This window comes from Acidicapsa ligni (assembly GCF_025685655.1).
In the GTDB taxonomy this organism is placed as follows: Bacteria; Acidobacteriota; Terriglobia; order Terriglobales; family Acidobacteriaceae; genus Acidicapsa; species Acidicapsa ligni.
Window position 1 is genome coordinate 791,654 of record NZ_JAGSYG010000002.1, and the last position, 20,787, is coordinate 812,440.

A 20,787-nucleotide genomic window follows, 5' to 3' on the forward strand; every position below is an offset into this window, starting at 1 on the left:
GCACAGAGATGGATGCACAGAGATTAGCATGGTGAGCACAGAGGCTGGCCTTGGAAAATCGATCGGCGTCTACATCTTGTTCAGATGCCGAAATCCACTCGTCTCTACCAGCATCACAGCAAATAAAAAAAAGTTATAAGTCGAATGCACCAGCGTACTGGCCGCAAGTGATTTCGTTGTCAACCTTACCGCACATAGCACCAGGCTGATGCAGTAAAGCAGAGACAGCGGTCCCCATGATTTCGCCACCTGTGCCGAGTGCATCAACGCAAACGGAGCACTCACTGCCAGCGCAGCAAAGATCATAGCCGGCATACTCCAGATAGGATTGCCCTCCGCATCCAGCCCACGTGGCAACGCACCGGTTAAGCGCTCATGGCACCAATCCCACGCCGTTGCTAAGGCCGGTAACAGAAATCCGCGAAAGATCATCTCTTCAAAAAACGGCGCAATCGTCACACCAAAGACAAGCAGCATCCACGCATCCGACTGCGATCCAAATAGCTTGTCGATGGGAGCTTCCTTAGGAAAGGGAAGCACGAGATTCCCCAGCATCGCCAGCACATTACAAAAAGCTGCTGTCAATACCAACCGCGCTCGCAATCGAAATGCGGTTGCTCCATGCCAGTGAATGCCCGGGAAAAAACCACGACCCCAAACCATCGTGAAAAACGGAATCGCCGCACCAACGCCCACAACATAAATAAGCACCTGTGTACTCAGAGCAATCACGGTACTGTTCTGTGCCTGGGCAAAGCTATGCAGACCCCAGAGATGAAAGTGCAGCGCAAACGCCAGTGCGCCCGAAGCCACCAGAAAGCCCATCAGCAGCATCAACAAAAACAGCGATGCATCCGCAAAGTTAGGATGACGAATAGGCAACAACGCATGCGGAGCTTCCATCGCAAAAAGCGGCCCGTTCATCTCGAACGGCTCATGCACCTGCGCAGGCGGCGTAATTACTTCGAACCGCTCTAACGGGCGATTGAAATGAAGATCCTCAGCCGTAGTCGCACTCGTTTCTGAAACCGGCTTCTCGTCCGCTCCATCTTCAGCACCACTCATGCCTTAGCCGCTTTCTTCTTTGCAGGCCTGGCCACAGCTTTCTTCGCAGCGGATTTCTTCGCCTTCGCCGGAACGCTCTCCTCGGCAACTTCGACAACGATCGCATCCGCTGGCGCCTCTTCCGGCAATCCGTTTACAGCGTAATACTTCGCGAGAAACTCTCCAGTGAAGGATCCAGGCACAGCAGCCACCTGCGCCGGGCGTCCCTCCGCGATGATGCGTCCACCATCCTCGCCACCCTCTGGTCCCATATCGATCAGCCAGTCCGCATTGCGAATCACATCCAGATTGTGCTCGATGATGATCACCGAATTTCCCAGATCCGCCAGCCGATGCAGCACCTCAAGCAGCTTGCGCACATCGTCAAAATGCAACCCGGTCGTCGGCTCATCCAACAGGTAAAGCGTACGCCCTGTCTGCCGTTTCGATAACTCACGCGCCAGCTTCATTCGCTGCGCCTCTCCGCCTGAAAGCGTAGTCGCACTCTGCCCCAGGTGAATGTACCCAAGCCCAACATCGACCAGCGTCTGCAGCTTCTGCTTCAGCAGCGGAACGTCCTTCAAAACCTCAAGCGCATCCTCAATCGTCAGGTCCAGAATCCCCGCAATCGAATACCCGTGGAACTTGACCGCCAGTGTCTCCTGGTTATACCGCTTGCCATTGCAGACTTCGCACTGCACATACACATCCGGTAAGAAGTTCATCTCGATACGCCGCTGCCCATCGCCCTGGCATGCCTCGCAACGGCCACCCGCAACGTTGAAGCTGAATCGCCCCGGTTTATACCCACGCTCACGCGACTCCGGCAACATCGCAAACAGATCGCGCAGTGGTGAAAACAACTGCGTATACGTCGCAGGATTCGAGCGTGGCGTGCGGCCAATCGGCGATTGATCAATGCGAATCACCTTGTCGACCTGATCCGCTCCGGTAAGCAAATCATGATTGCCCGGCTCCTCGCGCGAGGAATAAATAGTCTTCGCCAGCGAACGATACAGGATGTCGTTGACCAGCGTGCTCTTGCCACTGCCGCTCACGCCCGTCACCACTGTCATCACGCCCAGCGGAACCTTCGCCGTAACATCCTGCAGGTTATGTTCGCGAGCGCCTTCAATCACCAGCCACTTGCCCGTCAGTGCTCTCGGATGAGCACGATGCATGATGCTCGTCTCGCCGGAAAGATACCGCCCCGTAAGCGAATCCGGTGCAGCCATAATCTCTGCCGGAGTGCCTTCCGCAACAACCGCACCACCAAGCCGTCCCGCACCAGGACCAAGATCAAGTACATAATCCGCCGCGCGAATCGTGTCCTCATCATGCTCCACAACAAGCACCGTATTGCCCAGATCGCGCAGCCGCGTAAGCGCATCGATCAGCCGCATGTTATCGCGCTGATGCAGGCCAATCGAGGGCTCGTCCAGCACATACAACACGCCACGCAAACGCGAACCAATCTGCGTCGCAAGTCGAATGCGTTGCCCCTCGCCACCCGAGAGCGTAGCCGCATTGCGATCCAGCGAAAGATAACTCAGTCCCACACCAGCCAGAAACTCCAGCCGCTCCACAACTTCCTTGCGAATGCGCTCCGCAATCAACGCCTCTCGCGAAGTGAACTTTAATTCGCGAGCAGCAGTGAGCGCGCGATTCAACGATAGCGCCGTAAAATCACTGATCGACAACCCACCGACCTTCACCGCCAACGACTCAGGCCGCAACCGCTTCCCGCGGCAAGTCGGGCAAGTCGATGCCGACATGAAGTTCATCATGTACTCGCGATAACCGTCGCTCTTCGCGTCTTCCATGCCATCGCGCAGAAACGAAAGTATGCCGTGAAACCCCGTGCGTGGAGCCTCCGTACGAGGCGGCCCATACACCAGCAGATGCTGATGTTTATTCGGCAACTGCTCAAACGGAACCTTCAAGTCGATCTTGTAGCGATCTGCCGCGAGATGAATCAGCTTCAGCAGATACTGCGAAGCAGACCCCGGCCCAAGGCCGCCATCCAGCAGCGGCTTGGACCAGTCCGTAATCACCTTCGCCGGATCGAAATCATACAGCGAGCCCAGCCCATGACATTCCGGACATGCGCCAAATGTAGAGTTGAAGCTGAAGCTGCGCGGCTCCAGCTTAGGCACATCCAAACCGCAATCGGGACAAGCCATCGACGACGAGAACAACTGCTCTTCGCGATTCGTTGAGGCACCCGTCGAGCCTGCGACCAGCACCAGTCCATTCGCCATCTGCAGCGCTTTAGCCACAGAACCTTCGAGCCGCTTTTCTACACCCGGCTTCAGGATGATGCGATCGATCACCGCTTCAATCGTGTGATTCTTGCGCCGGTCCAGCGTGACCGTCTCCGCCAGGTCGCGCATCTCTCCATCGATCCGCGCGCGAAATCCCTGCTGCTCCAACTGATCCAGCAGCTCGCGAAACTCACCCTTGCGCCCCCGCACTACCGGAGCCATCACCACCACGCGCTGCCCATCTCCAAGCTGCAAAATGCGCTGCACAATCTGCTCCGCTGTCTGCCGCGAAATCGCATGTCCGCAGTTCGGGCAATGCGGAGTTCCAATCGACGCATACAGCAGCCGCAGGTAGTCGTAAATTTCCGTGATCGTTCCCACCGTCGAACGCGGACTGCGGCTCGTCGTCTTCTGCTCGATCGAGATCGCAGGACTCAGCCCCTCGATCGAATCCACATCCGGCCGTTCTATCTGATCCAGAAACTGCCGCGCATACGCCGACAGCGTTTCCACATACCGCCTCTGCCCCTCGGCATAAATCGTGTCGAACGCCAGTGAGCTTTTGCCCGAGCCCGACAGCCCCGTAACCACCGTGAGCGTGTTGCGCGGAATGCGAACATTGATATCGCGCAGATTATGCTGCCGTGCGCCTCGAACCGAGATGTGCGTAATCGTCATAAGATTTTGGGGGTGGAAGCATGGGTCGGACGGGCTGGATAAAGCGCGAAGGGCTAAACCTCCATTGCAACCTGATTGTTACAAATCGAGTAACCCGCTAGGGGTATTCTATTTGCCAACAGAAAGAGGGGTCAACGCGGCGGCTTTCTCTGAGAGAATCCATACTCAGGACAGGAAAACGGCTGCATCCTGCCTCAACCCCCCTGGCAGCCTGTGCCCAAGGCACATTTTTGGAGACGTATGCAGGATTTTGTGAATTTGGCGATGTTGGTCTGTGCCTCCCTGGCCGCCATGTGTCTGGGCGTTTTCACAGCCTATGGACTATTTAAAGTGGGCTTCGCAATCATGCGCTGGCACACACGGCAGAACTCTCCAGCCGCAGTCAAGGCTCGCGCCGAAGTAGCCCGCGTTTCGTAGGCGATAAGCATCGAAGGATTTCGTTCAAAATTCTCAAAATCTACGAAATCCTCGATGAATTGCCCGTGAAAAAATCGCCAGTAAAAGACAACATTTCTTCAGCTCTATGCCGCCACTTCTTCAAGCACAGGAGCAAACCGCGCTCCGAAGAACAGCAAAGCCCCTGAAATGACCAGCGTCACCAGCGTCAATCCCAGCCCGATCCGCAGCGTAAATAGATCCGCGATTCGTCCAATGATCGTGGGCGAAAAAGCATCTCCCAGGCAGTGAATCAGGAACAGATTCAGCGCGATTGCGCTTGAGCGAACCTCGCAGCCCACTGAGTTGCAAATCGCCGCATTCAACGGCCCGGTATTCAGAAACAGGAAAAATTCCGCGACAAACAGCGCAGCCACAGCCCATGCCGGTGGACCGAAAAACACCAGCGCAGCCATCGGCAAAGTCAAAATCATGCTCCATGCCGAAAGCAGGTAGAGCGCGCGATGATTCGTGCGCAGCCACCGCTGTGCGATCCAGCCCCCGATAAACGTCCCGGCAAGCCCGTCGACAACCGTGATCGCGCCCAGCACTGTTCCCGCCTTGCCCACATCCATCCCCGAGAACCGGTGCAGAAACGTCGGCATCCAGGTCGAGATTCCGCCCATGGTAAACACCATCATCGCCATGCCCAGCGTCGCACAGAGATACGCCGGGTTGCGGAACAGCGCAAAGAAGCGAGAAACCGTCTCTCCCATCCCGACCCGCTCAACAGGCGCTCCAACGCCGTCACTGGCTCCGCGCACAGGCTCAGTGGCAAACAGCCCATAGAGCGCAGCAATCAACAAACCTGGAATCGCTCCGACAAAGAACGGCACCCGCCATCCAAAATGCGAGCCAAGTTGGCCGCCGACAACATAGCCCAGCGCCGCACCGACCGGAATAGTCAGGTAAAAGAACGAAAGAATGCGGTTCCGCTCCCGCGCCGGAAAGAAATCTGAAAGCACCGCAGGGGCAAAAATGCCGAAAGTCGCCTCTCCCACCCCCACCAGGGCATGTCGAAAATACAGCGACCAGTAATCGTGAACCCAGAAAGTAAACAGTGTCGCCAGGCTCCAAAGCACCGCTCCGGCAACGATGAGCGGCTTGCGCCGAAACCGGTCCCCAAGCCACCCCGTACACGGAGCCGTGATCATGTAGGCAACAAACAGCGCCGTCGTCAGCGCGCCCATCTTCTCGTCGCTGACGCTAAACTCCTGCTGGATCAGCGGCTGCGCCCCCGGCAAAATGTAGCGATCCAGGTAATTGAGCAGGTTCAGCCCGGTCAACAGCAACAGCGCAACGAGCGCCGGCCTGGCCATTCTGGCACGAGGCATTCGAGCGCCAGGCATGGCAGGCGATATTGGGGCGTGTGATCCGGTATCGGAGCGGGCCAAGGTCAATACCTCGCAGCGTTCAGCAGAAGATCGAATAGAAGAACGCCTTGAGCCTACCGGATTGGAACCTCTTTCGGACAGCCCGAAAAACGTCCCCCTCCAACCATCCAGACTCGAATCAGGCTCGAAGCCTCAAGCCCGCCTAAAGCTCATAGAATCACTACTCTTTTGGACGAGGCCAGCGGGCTTCCACCGTCGTTGCGATGCCGCCACGCGGGCGAAACTCGCCCCGCACCACGGCCCACACCGGATCGCATGCCTTCACCAGGTCTTCCAGCACCTGGTTCACCACGTTCTCCTGGAAGATGCCCAGGTTGCGGTAGCAAAATAGATATTCCTTCAGTGACTTGAGTTCCGCGCAGCGTTCGCGCGGCATATACCGCAGCGTCAGCACGCCAAAATCCGGCAGCCCGGTCTTAGGGCATACCGAAGTAAACTCGGGGTCATCGACGACAATCTCGTAGGCCGGAAACTGGTTCGGCCATGTTTCAATCGCAGGAAAAGGGAAGTCCAGCCCCGCCTTTGCGTGCTCATCCGTATAACGTGGTTCTAAAGCCATGACTCAATTGTAAAACGTCTCATGTGTGTCTCGGCATCCACACTTCACATCCATTTACGTTGCCATTTAAGTTGTCGTTTGCACTGATTGCCAGAGCCCGAATACGCTCCAGCAACACGTCTTATTTCGAGACTCTTTTCTGTGAGTCATATTTGCCTCAGCCGAGTCTTATATACTGACCTCGGTTCAGGACAAGATAGATCGTATGGCAGAGGAAAGAAAGCAGATAGCGCGAGTTTGGTTTTGGGTCGGGGCGGCAGTGCTGCTTGTGATCGTCTTTCTCGTATCCAAACACATGACGCGCGACCGCTTGCCGGTGCATGCGGCCACCGTATCGCGTGCAACACTTGAAAGCACCATTCCCACCAATGGTGTCGTCGAGCCGGAAAAGAATTTCACCTACCACAGCCCGCTCGCCACTACCGTTCGGTCCATTAGTGTATCGCAGGGCGACCGCGTAAAAGCGGGTCAGTTGCTCATGCAGTTGGACGATATTACAGCCCGTGCACGCCTAGCTTCTGCCGAGAGCGCTCTCCACAGCGCCCAGGCTTCGGATGAGGCCATCCACGACGGCGGCACTTTAGAAGAGCGCCAGTCCCTGTCCTCCACAGTCACCCGTGATCAACTCGACGTTGCGCAGAAACAGCGCGACCTCGGCGCGCTCCAGAAATTGCAGACCACCGGTGCCGCCTCCGCCAGCGAAGTCGAAATCAGCCGCCAGCGTCTCGCTCTCGCCCAGGACACTCTGCAAACCGACCAGGGCCGTCAGAAGACCCGCTATTCCGCAGCCGAACGCACCCGATCCAGCTCAGCCGTAGCCGATGCCCAGGCCAATCTCGTCGCAGCTCGCGCCATCCTCGATCAGACATCCTTTCGCGCCCCGATCGACGGCACCGTTTATTCCATCCCCGTCGGCCGCTCCGATTTTGTCGAAGAAGGAAAGATGCTTCTTCAAATCGCCGATCTGACCCAGGTTCGCGTCCGTGCTTATTTCGATGAGCCGGAGATTGGCCGCCTCGCCGTTGGACAAAAGATTCTTATCGTCTGGGAAGCCCGGCAGGGCCGGGAATGGCATGGCCACATCACCCAGGTGCCATCGACCGTAGTCACTGCGGGAACCCGCAACGTTGGCGAAGTTCTCGTAGCTATCGATGACGCCGACAACGGCCTGCTCCCCGACACCCACGTCACCGTTACTGTCACCACCTCCAGCGAGCCCAACGTGCTTACCGTTCCTCGCGAGGCCGTGTACAAAGAGAACGGCAAGCCCTACGTCTATCGCATCGTAGATGGCAACCTGCAGCGTACCTCTGTAACCACCGGTACCTTCAACATGACGCAGGAAGTTGTCACATCCGGCCTGAATGACGGCGATGTGGTCGCTATGGGAAGCATCAGCGGGATCGCTCTCGAAGATGGAGTGCCAGTAAAGGTAGTGCGATGAGGACAAAGCATAGCTTCGTCGCCCATGCCCTGTCCGTCGGAGTAGTGCTGGCATCCGCAATGCTGCCCGCCTACGCGGCTGATTCGCTGGCCACCGCGAACGCCGCCCTCCAGGCAGGCAAGGCCGACGAAGCGACAAAATTGCTTCAGGATGCCCTGCACTCCGATGCGAAAAATGCGGAAGCAAACAATCTTCTCTGCCGCGTCGAATACAGCCTGCAGCAATGGAACGATGCAGCCGGCCATTGCGAAAAGGCCGTCACTCTCAAGCCGGGAGACGCGCGCTATCATCTCTGGCTGGGCCGCGCTTTTGGTGAAAAGGCTGACCACGTCTCCTTTATCAGCGCCTATTCGCTTGCCAAGCGTGCCCGCGAAGAATTTGAAACTGCCGTCAAACTCGATCCGCATGACGCAGACGCCCTGAGCGATCTCGGCGAATTCTACAAAGAGGCTCCAGGAGCAGTCGGCGGCGGCATCGACAAGGCGCAGGGTATCGCCAAGCAGCTCGATGCAGTCGACCCCGCCCGCGCCCACAATCTTCGCGGCGAGATCGCGGAAAAGCAAAAAGATCTGGACGCTGCCGAAAAAGAATTCAAGGCCGCCACCACAGGCCCCGGTGCCGCTCTGCAATGGATGGAGCTCGCCAACTTCTATCGCCGTCATGAGCGTTGGTCCGACATGGAAGCCGCCATCAAGAGCGGGCAGGCCGCCGCCGGTCACGATAAATACGGAGCATTGGCGCTCTTTAACGGAGCATCCATCCTCGCCCGCACCAATCGTCAACCGCAACTGGCCATCAAGCTTTTCACCGAATACATCGCGTCTCCGGATAAGACTGAGGATGCACCGGCCTTCGACGCACTGGCCCGGCTCGCCAGACTGCGCAAGTCCACAGGAGACAACGCAGGCGCAGAGCGCGACAAGGCCTCCGCACTGGATCTAGCCAAAAACTACAAGCCGGCGCAGGATGCCACCAGCGATGCGAAGGGCAAATAATCTTGAAACCCTGACAACGTCATCAGCAGAACGGAATGCAATTCCAGAGGACTAAACAGAGCAAGTGATTAAACCGCAAGCAAGCAAGCCGCAGCCGCGTACCACGAGATCCGCAAACCGACGAGAACATTCATCGGCAAGTTGGGCTGCCCTCGCCGTGCTGCTCTGTTCTTCGTTTGGACCGGCCATCGCTCATGCGCAGATCTCGCTTGCCACCATCGTGGATCAGGCCCAGCGCAACAGCAGCGCCGTAAAGCTGGCAACCGCCGATGTTCGCAAGGCCCAGGCACTGTTCGCTCAAAGCAAAGATGTTTATATTCCCAATCTCATAATCGGTTCCAGCATTGGTCCGCCCTCCATCGGCTTTCCAGTCAATCAGCCCTCGATCGCAAGTGCCACCATGCAATCTCTGGCCTTCAGTTATCCGCAAAGGCAGTACATTGCGGCAGCGATGGCAGGCATCAATGGCGCATCGCTCGCTCTTAAAGACGCTCGGGAACAAGTCGCACTCGATGCCTCAACCAATTACATCGAACTCGACACCGTCAACCGCGAGTTGCAGGCCGCACACGACCAGGCGGAGTTCTCCGACCGCCTGATCAAGATAGAGCAGGAGCGATCCGAAGCAGGCATCGACTCCGTCAGCGACCTGTTGCAGGCTCGTCTGACGGCCGCTCAACTCAAGCTCAAGCTTCTGCATCTCCAGGCCCGCGCCGGTTCCCTGGTCGCCGAGCTCGCCACTCTCACCGGCCTGCCCGCAAGCACCATCGTCACAGACCCAGCCAGCATCCCCCAGATCCCCGATGTAAAGGATGATGCCATTCCTACATCCGCCATCGAGGCCGCCCAGGCTCAAGCCAAATCCCGGCAGCTTCAGGCCCACGGCGACGAACTCGCCACAAAAATTCGCCCCCAGATCGGCTTCGGAGCCCAATACAATCGCGACGCTACCTCGTTGAATAACTACAACCTCTACTACGGCAAAGCTGGCCAAAAGCTCAAGGCCGATAGTTTTGGAGCTGGTTTCTCCATCCAGATACCGATCTTTGACCTCATGCATCGCGCCAAGGCCCGCGAGTCCTCCGCCGAAGCTCTCCGCGCTACCGTAGAGGCCGAGCAGGCCCAGCGTCAGAACGATGTCCAGATCGCCACCCTCACCGGAAATTTACGTGAACTGGATGCCGTAGCCGAAGTCGCGAGTCTAAAACAACAGATCGCAGGCGAACAGCTCAAAGCCGTTCAAAGTCAGCTCGCCTACGGTAACGGAGCGGGAACCGATCCCGGCGCGCCCCCGCAGCTCTCGCCCAAGGCCGAGCAGCTCGCCCGCATCGACGAGCGGCAAAAGCAAGTGGACGCCATCGACGCCGGATTTGACCTGACCAAGGTGCGCCTGAACCTGCTCCGCGCCCTCGGCCACATGGATGAATGGCTGAAAACACTCTCGACTGACCCAGCATCTGCTTCAGCCGCCGTTTCCACCGGCGCCGAAACACGTGGAGCAGTCAAACCGCAGTAACCCGTTTAACCCCTTCTGGACACCGTCCGGTGACTGATTCGGCAACCCGGACCCGGATAGGTGCACAAATGGTAACAAATGGTAAAATCAAGTTGAAACTTATGCCACTGAAAACGCTTTTCCTCAATCCGCCCTCGTTTGAGAACTTCGATGGAGGCGCCAGCTCACGTTGGCCCGCCACCCGTGAGATCGAGTCCTATTGGTACCCGGTCTGGCTTGCGTATCCCGCCGGACTGCTGGAAGGTTCCCGCCTGCTCGATGCTCCCCCTCACCACGTCAGCGCGGATGAGACCATTCAGATCTGCAAGGACTACGAATTCCTGGTGCTCTTTACCTCGACCGTAGGCTGGGAAGGCGATCAGCGCCTCGCTGAAGCGATCAAGGCCGCCAATCCGGCCATTCGCATCGCATTTGTAGGCCCGCCGGTAACCACCTCGCCGGATAAGGCTCTGAACGAGTGCCAGGTCCTCGATTTCATCTGCCGTCGTGAGTTCGATTACTCCGTCGTTGAATTCGCGCAGGGCAAGCCTCTGAACGAGATTCTCGGCATCAGCTACCGCGAGAACGGCAAAGTCGTGCACAACCCCGACCGCCCGCAGATCGAAGATCTCGACGCGATGCCCTGGGCCACCAAGATCTACAAGCGCGACATGGACGTCACCCGTTACAACGTGCCGTTCCTGCTGCACCCGTACATCTCGCTCTACTCCACTCGCGGCTGCCCGGCGCAGTGCACCTTCTGCCTCTGGCCTCAGACCCTCAGTGGTCACGCCTGGCGCAAGCGCTCCACCGATGACGTGGCTGCCGAGCTCAAGTGGGCAAAAGAAAACTTCCCCGAAGTCAAAGAGTTCTTCTTCGACGACGACACCTTCAACATCCAGAAGCAGCGCACCATCGAGCTCTGCGAAAAGCTCAAGCCTCTGAAGCTAACCTGGTCCTGCACTTCGCGCGTCACCACCGATCGCGACACGCTCAAGGCCATGAAGGACGCTGGCTGCCGCCTGCTCATCGTCGGCTTTGAATCCGGCGATCCGCAGATCCTCAAGAACATCAAAAAGGGCGCCACCGTCGAGCGTGCCCGCGCCTTTGCCAAGGATTGCAACGACCTCGGCCTGGTCGTCCACGGCGACTTCATCCTCGGCCTGCCAGGCGAGACCAAAGAGTCGATCCAGAACACGATCAACTTCGCCAAGTCGCTGGACGTTGAAACCATCCAGGTTTCCATCGCCCACGCCTATCCCGGCACCGAGTTCTTTGACTACGCCGAAAAGAACGGCTTCATCACCAACGAAGACGCCATGAGCGACGCCGGTGGCCACCAGATGGCTCACATCGAATACCCCGGTCTGCCCAAGGAATACGTCCTCGAAATGGTGCACAAGTTCTACGACGCGTATTACTTCCGCCCCAAGGCTGCATTCCGCGTCATCTGGAAGGCCGTCATCAACCGCGACGTTCCCCGTCTTTACGTCGAGGCCAAAGCCTTCCTCAAGCTGCGTGGACAACGCATGCAGATGGTCAAGGATGCCAAGAAGCTGCAAGGCAAAACTCCAGACGCAGTAAGCGCCTGAGCCTGTCATCGAGTCGATAGCAAAGAACCGAATCATTACAACCGCGGATGCCCCAGGTCTCGATTTTGAGACCTGGGTTTCTGCTTAAAGGGTGGACTCGTCTCAAAGTCCATCTCTTTTTGGCACCAGGAGCAGCAAGCTGAAAGCCGCCTCGACAAGACTAAAGCTGAGCCAGTATGTCGTCCTTGCACTGGTCGCCATCTGCGCTCCGCTCGGCGACAGTTGCCTCGCACGCGGCATGCGTCAGATGCCCTCCATCTCCCTCGATCACCCACTCGCCCTCGTCTCCGCCGTATTTCATCCGTGGATCGCCGCAGGCATCGTGATGCTCATCTGCTTCTTCGCCTGCTATCTCACGGCGCTTAGTTGGGCAGATCTTACCTACGTCCTGCCCACCACGGCCTTCGGATACGTCATCATCGCGTTGCTCGGCCGTTTCTGGCTGCATGAGGAGATTTCCATCTACCGCTGGGCCGGAATCATTCTCATCACCCTCGGCGTAGGGTTCGTCGCCCAGGGGCCAAGTCTCACCGAACAGACGCCCGACAGGGAACTGACGTCATGATCCTTCCCGTCGCCCTCCCGCAAGGCGTAAGCCCCTGGCTCGCTGCCGCCATGATCGCAACCGTCGCCATCACCTCGACCATCGGCGAAGTCCTGACCGCCGCCGCCATGAAATCCATCGGCGACCTCGACGAAATCCGCGCTCACTCCGGTCTGAAGGGTGCCATCCGCGCCGTTCTCACCTGCCCGCTCTTTTTCCTCGGAGTTGCATTCCTGGCCTTCGCATTCTTCGCCCTGCTCTTCGCCCTCAACCATCTGAACCTGAGCCTCGCCGCACCCGCCGCCGCCTCGCTCACCCTGGTCACCAACGCGATCGCCGCCAAGCTCTTTCTCAAAGAAAACGTAGACCGCCGCCGCTGGACTGCCGCCGTCCTCGTCTGCATCGGCGTGTATCTTCTAGCCCACTAGGCCATTCATCCAAAAGTCCTGCCTCCCCCCATTTGAACGATCCTCAATCCGTTCGGCATCTATCCTGAACTCCGGTTACACTCCAAACATGGCCCTTCGCCTCTTCGTAGCCACCACCAGTGACGGCAAGCTCGCCGACTTCCGCGAGGCAGCGGAGGAGTACCAGATCGCCATCGATCCCGTGCCTGGCCTCCGAACCATTCCTGCACCGCAGGAAGACGGTCTCACCTTCGAAGCCAACGCCATCACCAAGGCCATCTATTACAGCGGATTCGCCCCCGGCGAAGTCGTCATCGCCGACGATTCCGGCCTCGAAGTCGACGAACTGGAAGGCGCTCCCGGCGTCCGTTCCGCGCGCTTCGCCGCCGATAGCGGCCTGACCGATTCTCCCGACGCCAACGACAACACCGATGTCTGGAACAACCTGATCCTGCTGCAAAAATTGGCCGGTGTTCCATCGGAACGCCGCTCCGCCCGCTACCGCTGCGTCCTCGCAGCAGCCCGCGATGGCGAAGTGCTCCTCACCGCCGAAGGCACTGTCGAAGGCGAAATACTCGAAGCCCCACACGGTACCGGCGGCTTCGGCTACGACCCGCTCTTCTATCTTCCCAACCTCGACCAGACCATGGCCGACCTCGACGTGGGCGTCAAGTTCGCCCTGAGCCATCGCGGCCTCGCCTTTGCCGATCTTCTCCCGCGCCTGGTCTCCTAGAGTTCGATCTCCTAGAGATCAATCTCGTCTCATAGTCATCGGTCTCGTCCCGATTCCGAGACCTGAATTCCCATCTTCTATCCCCATGATTCGCAATGTGGCAAGCAACCCCCTTGTTTCCTTGACGGTCGTGTTATCCGCCACCAATAATGCACAATAGATTCGACAACCAAAGTGAATCCGTCCGCCGGTTCTTTTCACCACCAAGATTAGGAGTTCAAAACTCATGGCCACCGCCACCCATTCCGCTGGCAGCGAACACGCCCACCAACCGGGCAGGGGCGTAGCGCCCCTCCGCGCCGGCAAGGGATACTCCTTCCTGCTGCGTAAGCTGCACTCACTCTCCGGCATCATCCCCATCGGCGCATTCCTGATCGAGCACATCCTCTCCAACTTCGAGGCTCTCAAAGGCCCCGCGGCCTACGGAGCGCAGGTCAGATTCCTCAATAGTCTGCCGCTCGTCCGTGTTCTGGAGTGGGGTTTCATCTTCCTGCCGCTCGCCTTCCACGCTCTCTATGGCGTCTACATCGCACTGCGTGGCAAGTCCAATGTCATCTACTACCCCTGGGCAGGGAATTGGATGTACGTGACCCAGCGTTGGACCGGCTACATTGCCTTCGTCTACATCATCCAGCACGTAATCCGCCAGCGATTCATGGGCGTCAGCCTGCCCGAACATCCCGGCGCAGCCTTCGCCAAAGTCCAGCACGAGCTAGCCAACCCCTGGATGCTGGCCGTCTACTCCATCGCCATGATCGCCGTCTGCTGGCACTTTTCTTATGGCATCTGGCTCTTCGCCGCCAAGTGGGGCATCACTCCCGGCAATAAAGCACGCAAGCGTTTCGGATATGTCTGCGCCGTAGTCGGAATTCTTCTCTGCGGCCTCGGCCTGGCCAGCCTCTACGCCTTCGTCGGCCCCAACTACAAGAACGCGCCTGAAGACGTACCCGTTACCTATTTGGCCGTACCAGCCCACGCAGGAGCCATTTCATTCGAAGCGTCGGAGGATTTGGCTTGAATGCAGTGCTTAAGGCTCGGCCAATTTTTTCCGGTGTCTGGTTTGCCGGAGTATACGCCGTCCTCGTTGTGGTTCTTTGTACCGTTATTGCGATCAACGCACAGCCGGATCAAGTGGGTTTCGAATGGATTCCGATCGTGTGGCTGAGCGCGCCCTAGTCCTACATGATAGTTGGTAATTACCAATTCATCATTCCTGGCTTGGTCCTAAATGCTGGCATCCTGTTCCTGTTCGGCAGCATGTTCGAGTATTGCAGGTGCAGGATTTTTTCAAAGTAAGCTGACGGTCGCGGGAGCCGCAACGCTCTTGGACGTGAAGATAAGAGAACGAGGTTTATTTCATGGCAGCACCTAAAATCATCGTAGTTGGCGGAGGCCTAGCCGGACTCGCCGCCGTCATCAAGATCGCCGAAGCAGGCGGCACCGTGGACCTGTTTTCTATCGTTCCCGTCAAGCGCTCCCACTCCGTCTGCGCCCAGGGAGGCATCAACGCCGCCAAAAACCTCAAAGGTGAGGGCGATACCACCGACAAGCACTTTGACGACACCATCTATGGCGGCGACTTCCTCGCCAACCAGACTCCCGTAAAGGCCATGTGCGAAGCCGCCCCCGCCATCATCGATCTGCTCGATCGCATGGGCGTGCCCTTCAATCGCACCCCTGAGGGTCTGCTCGATTTCCGCCGCTTCGGTGGCACCCTCTATCACCGCACCGCATTTGCCGGAGCCACCACCGGCCAGCAGCTTCTCTACGCACTCGACGAGCAAGTCCGCCGCTATGAGTCAGAAGGCAAAGTCCGCAAATTTGAAGGCTGGGAGTTTCTCTCTGCCGTTCTCGATTCCACCGGAACAGCCCGCGGCATCTGCGCCATGGACCTCCGCTCGATGGAGCTGAAGACCTTCCCCGCCGACGCCATCATCATCGCCACCGGCGGCAACGGAGCCATCTTCGGCAAAAGCACCAACTCCGTCGTCTGCACCGGCTCCGCGCAATCCGCTCTCTACCAGCAAGGCGCCTTCTACGCCAATGGTGAATTCATCCAGGTTCACCCCACCTGCATCCCCGGCGAAGACAAGCTCCGCCTCATGTCCGAGTCAGCTCGCGGCGAAGGCGGCCGCGTCTGGGTTCCCAAAACCGCCGGAGACAAACGCGCAGGCAAAGCCATCCCCGAGTCCGAACGCTGGTACTTCCTCGAAGAGTGGTATCCCAAGTACGGCAATCTCGTCCCCCGCGACGTAGCCACCCGCGCCATCCACAAAGTCGTCTACGAGCACGGCCTCGGTATCGACGGCCAGCCGATGGTCTACCTCGACCTGACCCACATCGACAAGGAAACCCTCAATCGCAAGCTCGAAGGCATTCTCGAAATCTACGAGAAGTTCGTAGGCGACGACCCCCGCGAAGTCCCCATGAAGATCTTCCCCGGCATGCACTACACCATGGGCGGCCTTTGGGTGGACTACGACCAGATGACCAACATCCCCGGCATCTTCGCCGCCGGAGAAGCCGAGTATCAATACCACGGTGCGAATAGGCTAGGGGCTAACAGCTTAATGAGCTGCATCTACGGCGGTTTCCAGGCCGGTCCGAATGCCATCGCCTACGCCAAGAGCCTCGCCGCAGCCACCGGCGACGGCGGCCACGCGCAGGAACTAGCCCGCCAGTCCACGCTCAACAAGCAGCTCATCAGCTCCAGCGGCACAGAAAATCCCTTCCGCATCTGGCGCGAACTCGGCGAGACCATGACCGCCAACGTCACCGTCATCCGTTACAACGATCGCATCCTCAAGACCGATGCCAAGATCGTCGAACTCCTCGAACGCTATCGCAACATCAATCTCAGCGACAAGAGCCAGTGGGCCAACACCAGCTTCGCTTTCACCCGCCAGCTCTACAACATGCTGCAGATCTCGCGCGTAGTAGCCCAAGGCGCAGCCCTAAGAGACGAGTCCCGCGGAGCCCACTACAAGCCGGATTTCCCCGACCGCGACGACGCAAATTTCCTCAAGACCACCAAAGCCACATACGCAGCGGATACAAACGCTCCACGCTTCGAGTACGAAGCCGTGGACACACAATTCATAGCCCCTCGGCCACGCAAGTATTGAGACAGTCAAGTTGGAATTCGAAGATGTATGAAACCTGGAAGAGTGCCGAAATAAATCGCATGCTATTCCTTCGAGCCATTGAATGGGTCGTATGGCCCGCATTTCTGTCACCTTTGTATGTACCGATCTTGCTTACTTTGTGTCCATGGTGGAAAACTTTTCTAACCCTTTTCGCAGCAGATCTGATTTGGTGTCTCTTTCGAGATCGAATTCACAATATTGCGTTGGCAAATTTCGCTGCGATTGCCGTCAAGTGGGTCGGATTGCCAACCTGCATAATTTGTTCAATCGTACTAATTTGCCAAAAAAGATATGGGACCGCTGTTCTCTCATTTCTGATGCCATTTATTAGTGGATTTCTCGGTATCCCAGGGAACATCGGTCTGGCGAAACTAAATTTTGGTCGTGAGATCGGGTTCGGACTCGCGGATGAAGATCTGAACACCTTGAGCAATTGAGGATTTGTAGTTCGGCCAAGCGGCCTGTATTTGGAAGCCTAACAATTGGTGAGGCAAGCTATGTTGATGACAATACGCAAACCGGCAACCATAGGCGAGATTCTCGTCGAAGAGTTTCTCTTGCCCATGGAAATAACCCAGGGACAACTAGCCGAGGCCATGGCCGTGCCGCGTAAGCATGTCAACGAGCTTTGCAATGATCGTCGTGCAGTTACCGCGCCGTCCGCCCTGATCTTGTCCCGCGTCTTCGGCAACAGCCCCGAATTCTGGCTCAATGTGCAGCGTCGCACCGACTTGTGGAACGCCATGCACTCGCCTTCGGAACAAGAACGAATTAACCGTGCGCGGCCACTCACCGACGCCGCCTGAGTCCTGAACCACATTGTCCCTTGTCCCATCCACGGAGAAAATCATGGCAGAGAAAACCATCCAAATCGAGATCAAACGGCAAAGCAATCCCGACGCAGACGCAACATGGGAGAAGTTTGAACTGCCCTGGAAGCCGGGCATGAACGTCATCTCCGTCATGATGGAGATCGCGGCTAACCCCATCAACGCCTCCGGCCAAGAGACGACGCCCATTGCCTATGACTCCAACTGCCTCGAAGAGATCTGCGGCTCCTGCGCCATGGTCATCAACGGCAAAGCCCGCATGGCCTGCACCGCCCTCATCGACAAGCTGGAGCAGCCGATCAAGGTTCAGCCGCTGACCAAGTTCCCCGTGGTCCGCGATCTCGCCGTCGACCGCAGCGTCCTCTTCGAAAACCTCAAGGCCGTCAAAGCCTGGGTCCCCATCGACGGTACATACGACCTCGGTGCCGGCCCACGCATCTTCCCCCAAGCGCAGGAAGTGGCCTATCCTCTATCGAACTGCATCAGTTGCACCATCTGCATGGAAGTCTGCCCCCAGTTCAACGACGTAACCGGCTTCGTCGGAGCAGCCACCATCGCCCAGGTCAAACTCTTCAACGCACACCCCAGCGGCAAAGTCCTCAAAGAAGACCGCCTGCGCGCGCTAGCCGGAGACGGCGGCGTCCAGGAGTGCGGCTTCGCCCAAAACTGCGTCAACGCATGCCCCAAACAACTCCCACTAACCGAAGCCATCTCAGACGTAACCCGCGACGTAGTAGTCCAGGCAGCCAAAGACTTCCTCCGCGGCTAAACCAGAACTCGGCCCTTTGCATCTCAGCCTCGTCTGCCTTCGCAAAGCAAAGGATCTGCTTTTAGCGGTTACCTTTGCATTTATAGAGCTGTCTCTGACGAGTGAGAACTGCGCCAATGCCTGCTTCAAGCGGCTTTCACTCGCAGGAGCCATCAGCGAAGATAACCCGTGACGCAATCGTTCAGCAGCTCAAAGACTTAGTGTGATCGTAAGTTTCGAACCGAAAACAACGCAGTTCGATCTCAAAACCGCCGCCCTAGAATCGCTAATGTCCGCGCGATAGCGTCTAGTTCGAGTGTCGCTGCTTGCAATCTGCTCCCCACTTGTGTATCAATCGTGAAATCACCAATATGAACAGGGAATCGTCAACAAGCTTTGATAGTGCGCAGGAGCACTACTGGAAGGAATTTCAGCGCCTCAAGTACTGCGCCTGCTACACCAGGCGCTATCGGGATCACCTCGCTTGGTGGGAGACCCGAATTGCTATTGTCCGCGCAATCACATCCAGTTCGAGTATCGCTGGTTGGGTGATCTGGCGACAGATTGCCTTTGTGTGGGCCCTCTTGATCGCAGCCACCCAGGTGGTGGACGCCCTTCAAAATGTGCTGCCGTTTCAGAAGCGCCGAGAATCTCTCAGTGGTTGGTGCAATGAACTCGACCTCATCTTCGTCATGTCGCAGCGCGACTGGGAAGCGACCTATGCCGGGCGCATGACTGAAGAAAGGATCGTGGAGTTGACCCATCAGTTACGGTTGGATATGCAACATCTCGAAATGAAGTTCATGCCGCAAGGGCTGCCGCCCGTCCAGAAGCTGGTCATCGTCGCCGAATTGGACATGGTGCTTTTCTTCGAAGCGCGGTATTCTTTCAAGTAGCGAGGTTGGTATGAAGGACAGATTTATGATTACCGCAAACGACAGCGCCATTCCTCAGGCCCGGGTGATCCTGCCTCTCCCCAAGGGGACAAAACCCCCGGTTCACACCGGAACAACACTGACTCACAAGACCACAAAAAAGTAATAGCAACTAGAGGCTGCCAACGCAGGGTAGGGGCATTTTTTTCGGACTTCCACCACACACAGGCCTATCAATTTGTGTCAAGCCATCTTGTCCGAGCTAGCTTGTAACTCCCTTCATCACAAATACTTCCATTATGTCTAAATTGCATAGAGTTAACTTGAAAAAGAGCACACTAAAAATAGTTGTTGGACATGGGCTTTATCATCCTTATTGATCGAAAGGGTATGTACCGAAAAATTAATACCGGACCCCTGTCCTGTATCTCTGTGCTTTCTAGGAGCGGCCTACCCTTAAATCACCACGAAATCAGAATAGGATTTACAGCGTCTTGCGAGTACATCCAGCATTTTCAGTCCTATTGGATCGAAATAAGTTACCGTAGATCTCGAAAGCAGCAAGAGAGCGATGGAGAGAACAGGATTATTCCGATTGAACAACGCCCTAGAGCGTGATCCCGCGATCGACGCATGGTTTAAAAATCACGAAGGCGAATTGGGAGCCATCGCCCATCAGTGGTTTGAAGCAATGCGAAATTGCGGCGACGAAGTCCGAGAGCTCATGCACGACGGCTGTCCAGTCGCATGCCTAGGAGACGCAGCCTTCGGCTACGTCAACATATTCACCTCGCACGTAAGCGTAGGCTTCTTTCAAGGCTCAGCGTTACCCGATCCAGCCCACCTGTTGCAAGGCACCGGCAAGTTCATGCGCCATGTGAAGCTGAAACCGGCAACACAAACAAACGCAGCAGCCCTGAGCAAACTCAAAGCCCTGAGTAAATTAGTGGCAACGGCGTATCAGGATATAAAGTCGCGAGTCGAAAACAGCTAGCTAGAAAATAGTGAGTCTGCCTGACCCCTAATTCACCACCACTCCCTGTCCGGGACTATCCAGCGAAAACGTCGGTATCTCAATATCAAACCGCTCGCCGCTCGTGCTCTCCATCTGGTAGCTGCCGCCCATCATCCCCCACGGCGTGTTCAGCGGAGCGCCACTCGAATATTGAAAACTCTCCCCAGGCTTGAGAATCGGTTGCTCTCCAACCACCCCCGGTCCCTTGACCTCATTCAGTTCGCCGCGCGAATTCGTAATCATCCAGTGCCTGCTCAGCAACTGCACCGTCTCCTGCCCCTGGTTCTCGATGGTCACGCGATAAGCCCATACATACTGCGAACTACCCGGCGACGAATTCGCTTCCAGGTAAACAGGCTCAACGCTTACCGCTATTCCCTTTGTGATTGCCCTATACTGCGCACGATCTGTCATAAAGAGAGTGTAGAGCTTATTCCTGCGCAGCACGAACCAGCCTAGCCAGTCTGTTCCACCCACTCTGCACAAAATTATCCGGAACAAGCCCACAATAGAAGATCGAGCCAGACAAAACCGCACACCGCATCGACAAATTCAGCCAGCCAGCACAAAAAATCTACATAGCCCCCGG

At 57.1% G+C, this 20,787-nt stretch carries 19 protein-coding genes; 14 read left to right on the forward strand and 5 right to left on the reverse strand.

Features of this window, described 5'->3' with window-relative positions:
- Nucleotides 1–69 precede the first annotated feature (69 nt).
- The gene (locus OHL19_RS09670) at nt 70–1,065 is read right to left on the reverse strand and encodes a CPBP family intramembrane glutamic endopeptidase (protein WP_263357448.1); all 996 of its coding nucleotides are present in this window, start codon (nt 1,063–1,065) and stop codon (nt 70–72) included.
- Entirely contained in the window at nt 1,062–3,986 is a 2,925-nt protein-coding gene (uvrA, locus tag OHL19_RS09675; protein ID WP_263357449.1) for an excinuclease ABC subunit UvrA, read from the reverse strand. Before uvrA ends, OHL19_RS09670 begins: the two co-directional genes overlap by 4 nt.
- A 240-nt stretch (nt 3,987–4,226) precedes the next feature.
- Here uvrA and OHL19_RS09680 point away from each other — a divergent pair, with 240 nt between their 5' ends.
- On the forward strand, nt 4,227–4,403 hold the full coding sequence (locus tag OHL19_RS09680) for a hypothetical protein (protein WP_263357450.1): 177 nt from the start codon (nt 4,227–4,229) through the stop codon (nt 4,401–4,403).
- A 104-nt stretch (nt 4,404–4,507) separates the two neighbouring features.
- On the opposite strand, the gene OHL19_RS09685 is transcribed toward OHL19_RS09680, so the two are convergent.
- Nucleotides 4,508–5,755, reverse strand: coding sequence for a spinster family MFS transporter (locus tag OHL19_RS09685; RefSeq protein WP_263357451.1), 1,248 nt, complete (start codon nt 5,753–5,755; stop codon nt 4,508–4,510).
- A 220-nt stretch (nt 5,756–5,975) separates the two neighbouring features.
- On the reverse strand, nt 5,976–6,374 hold the full coding sequence (gene queF, locus OHL19_RS09690; RefSeq protein WP_263357452.1) for a preQ(1) synthase: 399 nt from the start codon (nt 6,372–6,374) through the stop codon (nt 5,976–5,978).
- A gap of 205 nt (nt 6,375–6,579) precedes the next feature.
- Between queF and OHL19_RS09695 the strand changes: the two genes are divergently transcribed.
- The 13 genes from OHL19_RS09695 (at nt 6,580) to OHL19_RS09755 (ending at nt 20,177) form a co-directional block, all read left to right on the forward strand.
- On the forward strand, nt 6,580–7,818 hold the full coding sequence (locus tag OHL19_RS09695) for an efflux RND transporter periplasmic adaptor subunit (RefSeq protein ID WP_263357453.1): 1,239 nt from the start codon (nt 6,580–6,582) through the stop codon (nt 7,816–7,818).
- Nucleotides 7,815–8,813: a tetratricopeptide repeat protein gene (locus OHL19_RS09700; protein WP_263357454.1), complete on the forward strand. Its 999-nt coding sequence runs from the start codon at nt 7,815–7,817 to the stop codon at nt 8,811–8,813. Before OHL19_RS09695 ends, OHL19_RS09700 begins: the two co-directional genes overlap by 4 nt.
- 64 nt (nt 8,814–8,877) lie before the next feature.
- Nucleotides 8,878–10,329, forward strand: coding sequence for a TolC family protein (locus OHL19_RS09705; RefSeq protein WP_263357455.1), 1,452 nt, complete (start codon nt 8,878–8,880; stop codon nt 10,327–10,329).
- Between the two features lie 101 nt (nt 10,330–10,430).
- On the forward strand, nt 10,431–11,900 hold the full coding sequence (gene hpnJ, locus OHL19_RS09710) for a hopanoid biosynthesis associated radical SAM protein HpnJ (protein WP_263357456.1): 1,470 nt from the start codon (nt 10,431–10,433) through the stop codon (nt 11,898–11,900).
- 91 nt (nt 11,901–11,991) lie between these two features.
- Nucleotides 11,992–12,465, forward strand: coding sequence for a DMT family transporter (locus tag OHL19_RS09715; RefSeq protein WP_263357457.1), 474 nt, complete (start codon nt 11,992–11,994; stop codon nt 12,463–12,465).
- Nucleotides 12,462–12,872, forward strand: a complete 411-nt coding sequence (locus tag OHL19_RS09720) for an EamA family transporter (protein ID WP_263357458.1) — start codon at nt 12,462–12,464, stop codon at nt 12,870–12,872. Before OHL19_RS09715 ends, OHL19_RS09720 begins: the two co-directional genes overlap by 4 nt.
- Before the next feature lie 88 nt (nt 12,873–12,960).
- Nucleotides 12,961–13,584, forward strand: coding sequence for a non-canonical purine NTP pyrophosphatase (locus OHL19_RS09725; RefSeq protein WP_263357459.1), 624 nt, complete (start codon nt 12,961–12,963; stop codon nt 13,582–13,584).
- Between the two features lie 226 nt (nt 13,585–13,810).
- Nucleotides 13,811–14,602, forward strand: coding sequence for a succinate dehydrogenase (locus OHL19_RS09730; RefSeq protein WP_263357460.1), 792 nt, complete (start codon nt 13,811–13,813; stop codon nt 14,600–14,602).
- 340 nt (nt 14,603–14,942) lie between these two features.
- Entirely contained in the window at nt 14,943–16,709 is a 1,767-nt protein-coding gene (gene sdhA / locus OHL19_RS09735) for a succinate dehydrogenase flavoprotein subunit (RefSeq protein ID WP_263357461.1), read from the forward strand.
- A gap of 518 nt (nt 16,710–17,227) precedes the next feature.
- On the forward strand, nt 17,228–17,536 hold the full coding sequence (locus OHL19_RS09740; RefSeq protein ID WP_263357462.1) for a HigA family addiction module antitoxin: 309 nt from the start codon (nt 17,228–17,230) through the stop codon (nt 17,534–17,536).
- Between the two features lie 43 nt (nt 17,537–17,579).
- Nucleotides 17,580–18,329 carry a succinate dehydrogenase iron-sulfur subunit gene (gene sdhB, locus OHL19_RS09745; RefSeq protein WP_263357463.1) on the forward strand — a complete coding sequence of 250 codons (750 nt, stop codon included), beginning with the start codon at nt 17,580–17,582 and terminating at the stop codon, nt 18,327–18,329.
- A gap of 350 nt (nt 18,330–18,679) precedes the next feature.
- The gene (locus tag OHL19_RS09750) at nt 18,680–19,204 is read left to right on the forward strand and encodes a hypothetical protein (protein WP_263357464.1); all 525 of its coding nucleotides are present in this window, start codon (nt 18,680–18,682) and stop codon (nt 19,202–19,204) included.
- Between the two features lie 574 nt (nt 19,205–19,778).
- Complete coding sequence (locus tag OHL19_RS09755; RefSeq protein WP_263357465.1) at nt 19,779–20,177, forward strand: DUF1801 domain-containing protein; 399 nt, start codon at nt 19,779–19,781, stop codon at nt 20,175–20,177.
- 27 nt (nt 20,178–20,204) lie between these two features.
- Here the strand turns inward: OHL19_RS09755 and apaG are convergent, their stop codons facing one another.
- Nucleotides 20,205–20,675 carry a Co2+/Mg2+ efflux protein ApaG gene (apaG, locus tag OHL19_RS09760; RefSeq protein ID WP_263357466.1) on the reverse strand — a complete coding sequence of 157 codons (471 nt, stop codon included), beginning with the start codon at nt 20,673–20,675 and terminating at the stop codon, nt 20,205–20,207.
- Nucleotides 20,676–20,787: the final 112 nt, after the last annotated feature.

Bases quoted from the DNA above. Each gene is read 5' to 3' on its own strand.
- OHL19_RS09670 (WP_263357448.1), bottom strand. From the start codon at position 1,065: ATGAGTGGTGCTGAAGATGGAGCGGACGAGAAGCCGGTTTCAGAAACG.
- uvrA (WP_263357449.1), bottom strand. From the start codon at position 3,986: ATGACGATTACGCACATCTCGGTTCGAGGCGCACGGCAGCATAATCTG.
- OHL19_RS09680 (WP_263357450.1), top strand. From the start codon at position 4,227: ATGCAGGATTTTGTGAATTTGGCGATGTTGGTCTGTGCCTCCCTGGCC.
- OHL19_RS09685 (WP_263357451.1), bottom strand. From the start codon at position 5,755: ATGCCTCGTGCCAGAATGGCCAGGCCGGCGCTCGTTGCGCTGTTGCTG.
- queF (WP_263357452.1), bottom strand. From the start codon at position 6,374: ATGGCTTTAGAACCACGTTATACGGATGAGCACGCAAAGGCGGGGCTG.
- OHL19_RS09695 (WP_263357453.1), top strand. From the start codon at position 6,580: ATGGCAGAGGAAAGAAAGCAGATAGCGCGAGTTTGGTTTTGGGTCGGG.
- OHL19_RS09700 (WP_263357454.1), top strand. From the start codon at position 7,815: ATGAGGACAAAGCATAGCTTCGTCGCCCATGCCCTGTCCGTCGGAGTA.
- hpnJ (WP_263357456.1), top strand. From the start codon at position 10,431: ATGCCACTGAAAACGCTTTTCCTCAATCCGCCCTCGTTTGAGAACTTC.
- OHL19_RS09720 (WP_263357458.1), top strand. From the start codon at position 12,462: ATGATCCTTCCCGTCGCCCTCCCGCAAGGCGTAAGCCCCTGGCTCGCT.
- OHL19_RS09725 (WP_263357459.1), top strand. From the start codon at position 12,961: ATGGCCCTTCGCCTCTTCGTAGCCACCACCAGTGACGGCAAGCTCGCC.
- OHL19_RS09730 (WP_263357460.1), top strand. From the start codon at position 13,811: ATGGCCACCGCCACCCATTCCGCTGGCAGCGAACACGCCCACCAACCG.
- sdhA (WP_263357461.1), top strand. From the start codon at position 14,943: ATGGCAGCACCTAAAATCATCGTAGTTGGCGGAGGCCTAGCCGGACTC.
- OHL19_RS09740 (WP_263357462.1), top strand. From the start codon at position 17,228: ATGTTGATGACAATACGCAAACCGGCAACCATAGGCGAGATTCTCGTC.
- sdhB (WP_263357463.1), top strand. From the start codon at position 17,580: ATGGCAGAGAAAACCATCCAAATCGAGATCAAACGGCAAAGCAATCCC.
- OHL19_RS09750 (WP_263357464.1), top strand. From the start codon at position 18,680: ATGAACAGGGAATCGTCAACAAGCTTTGATAGTGCGCAGGAGCACTAC.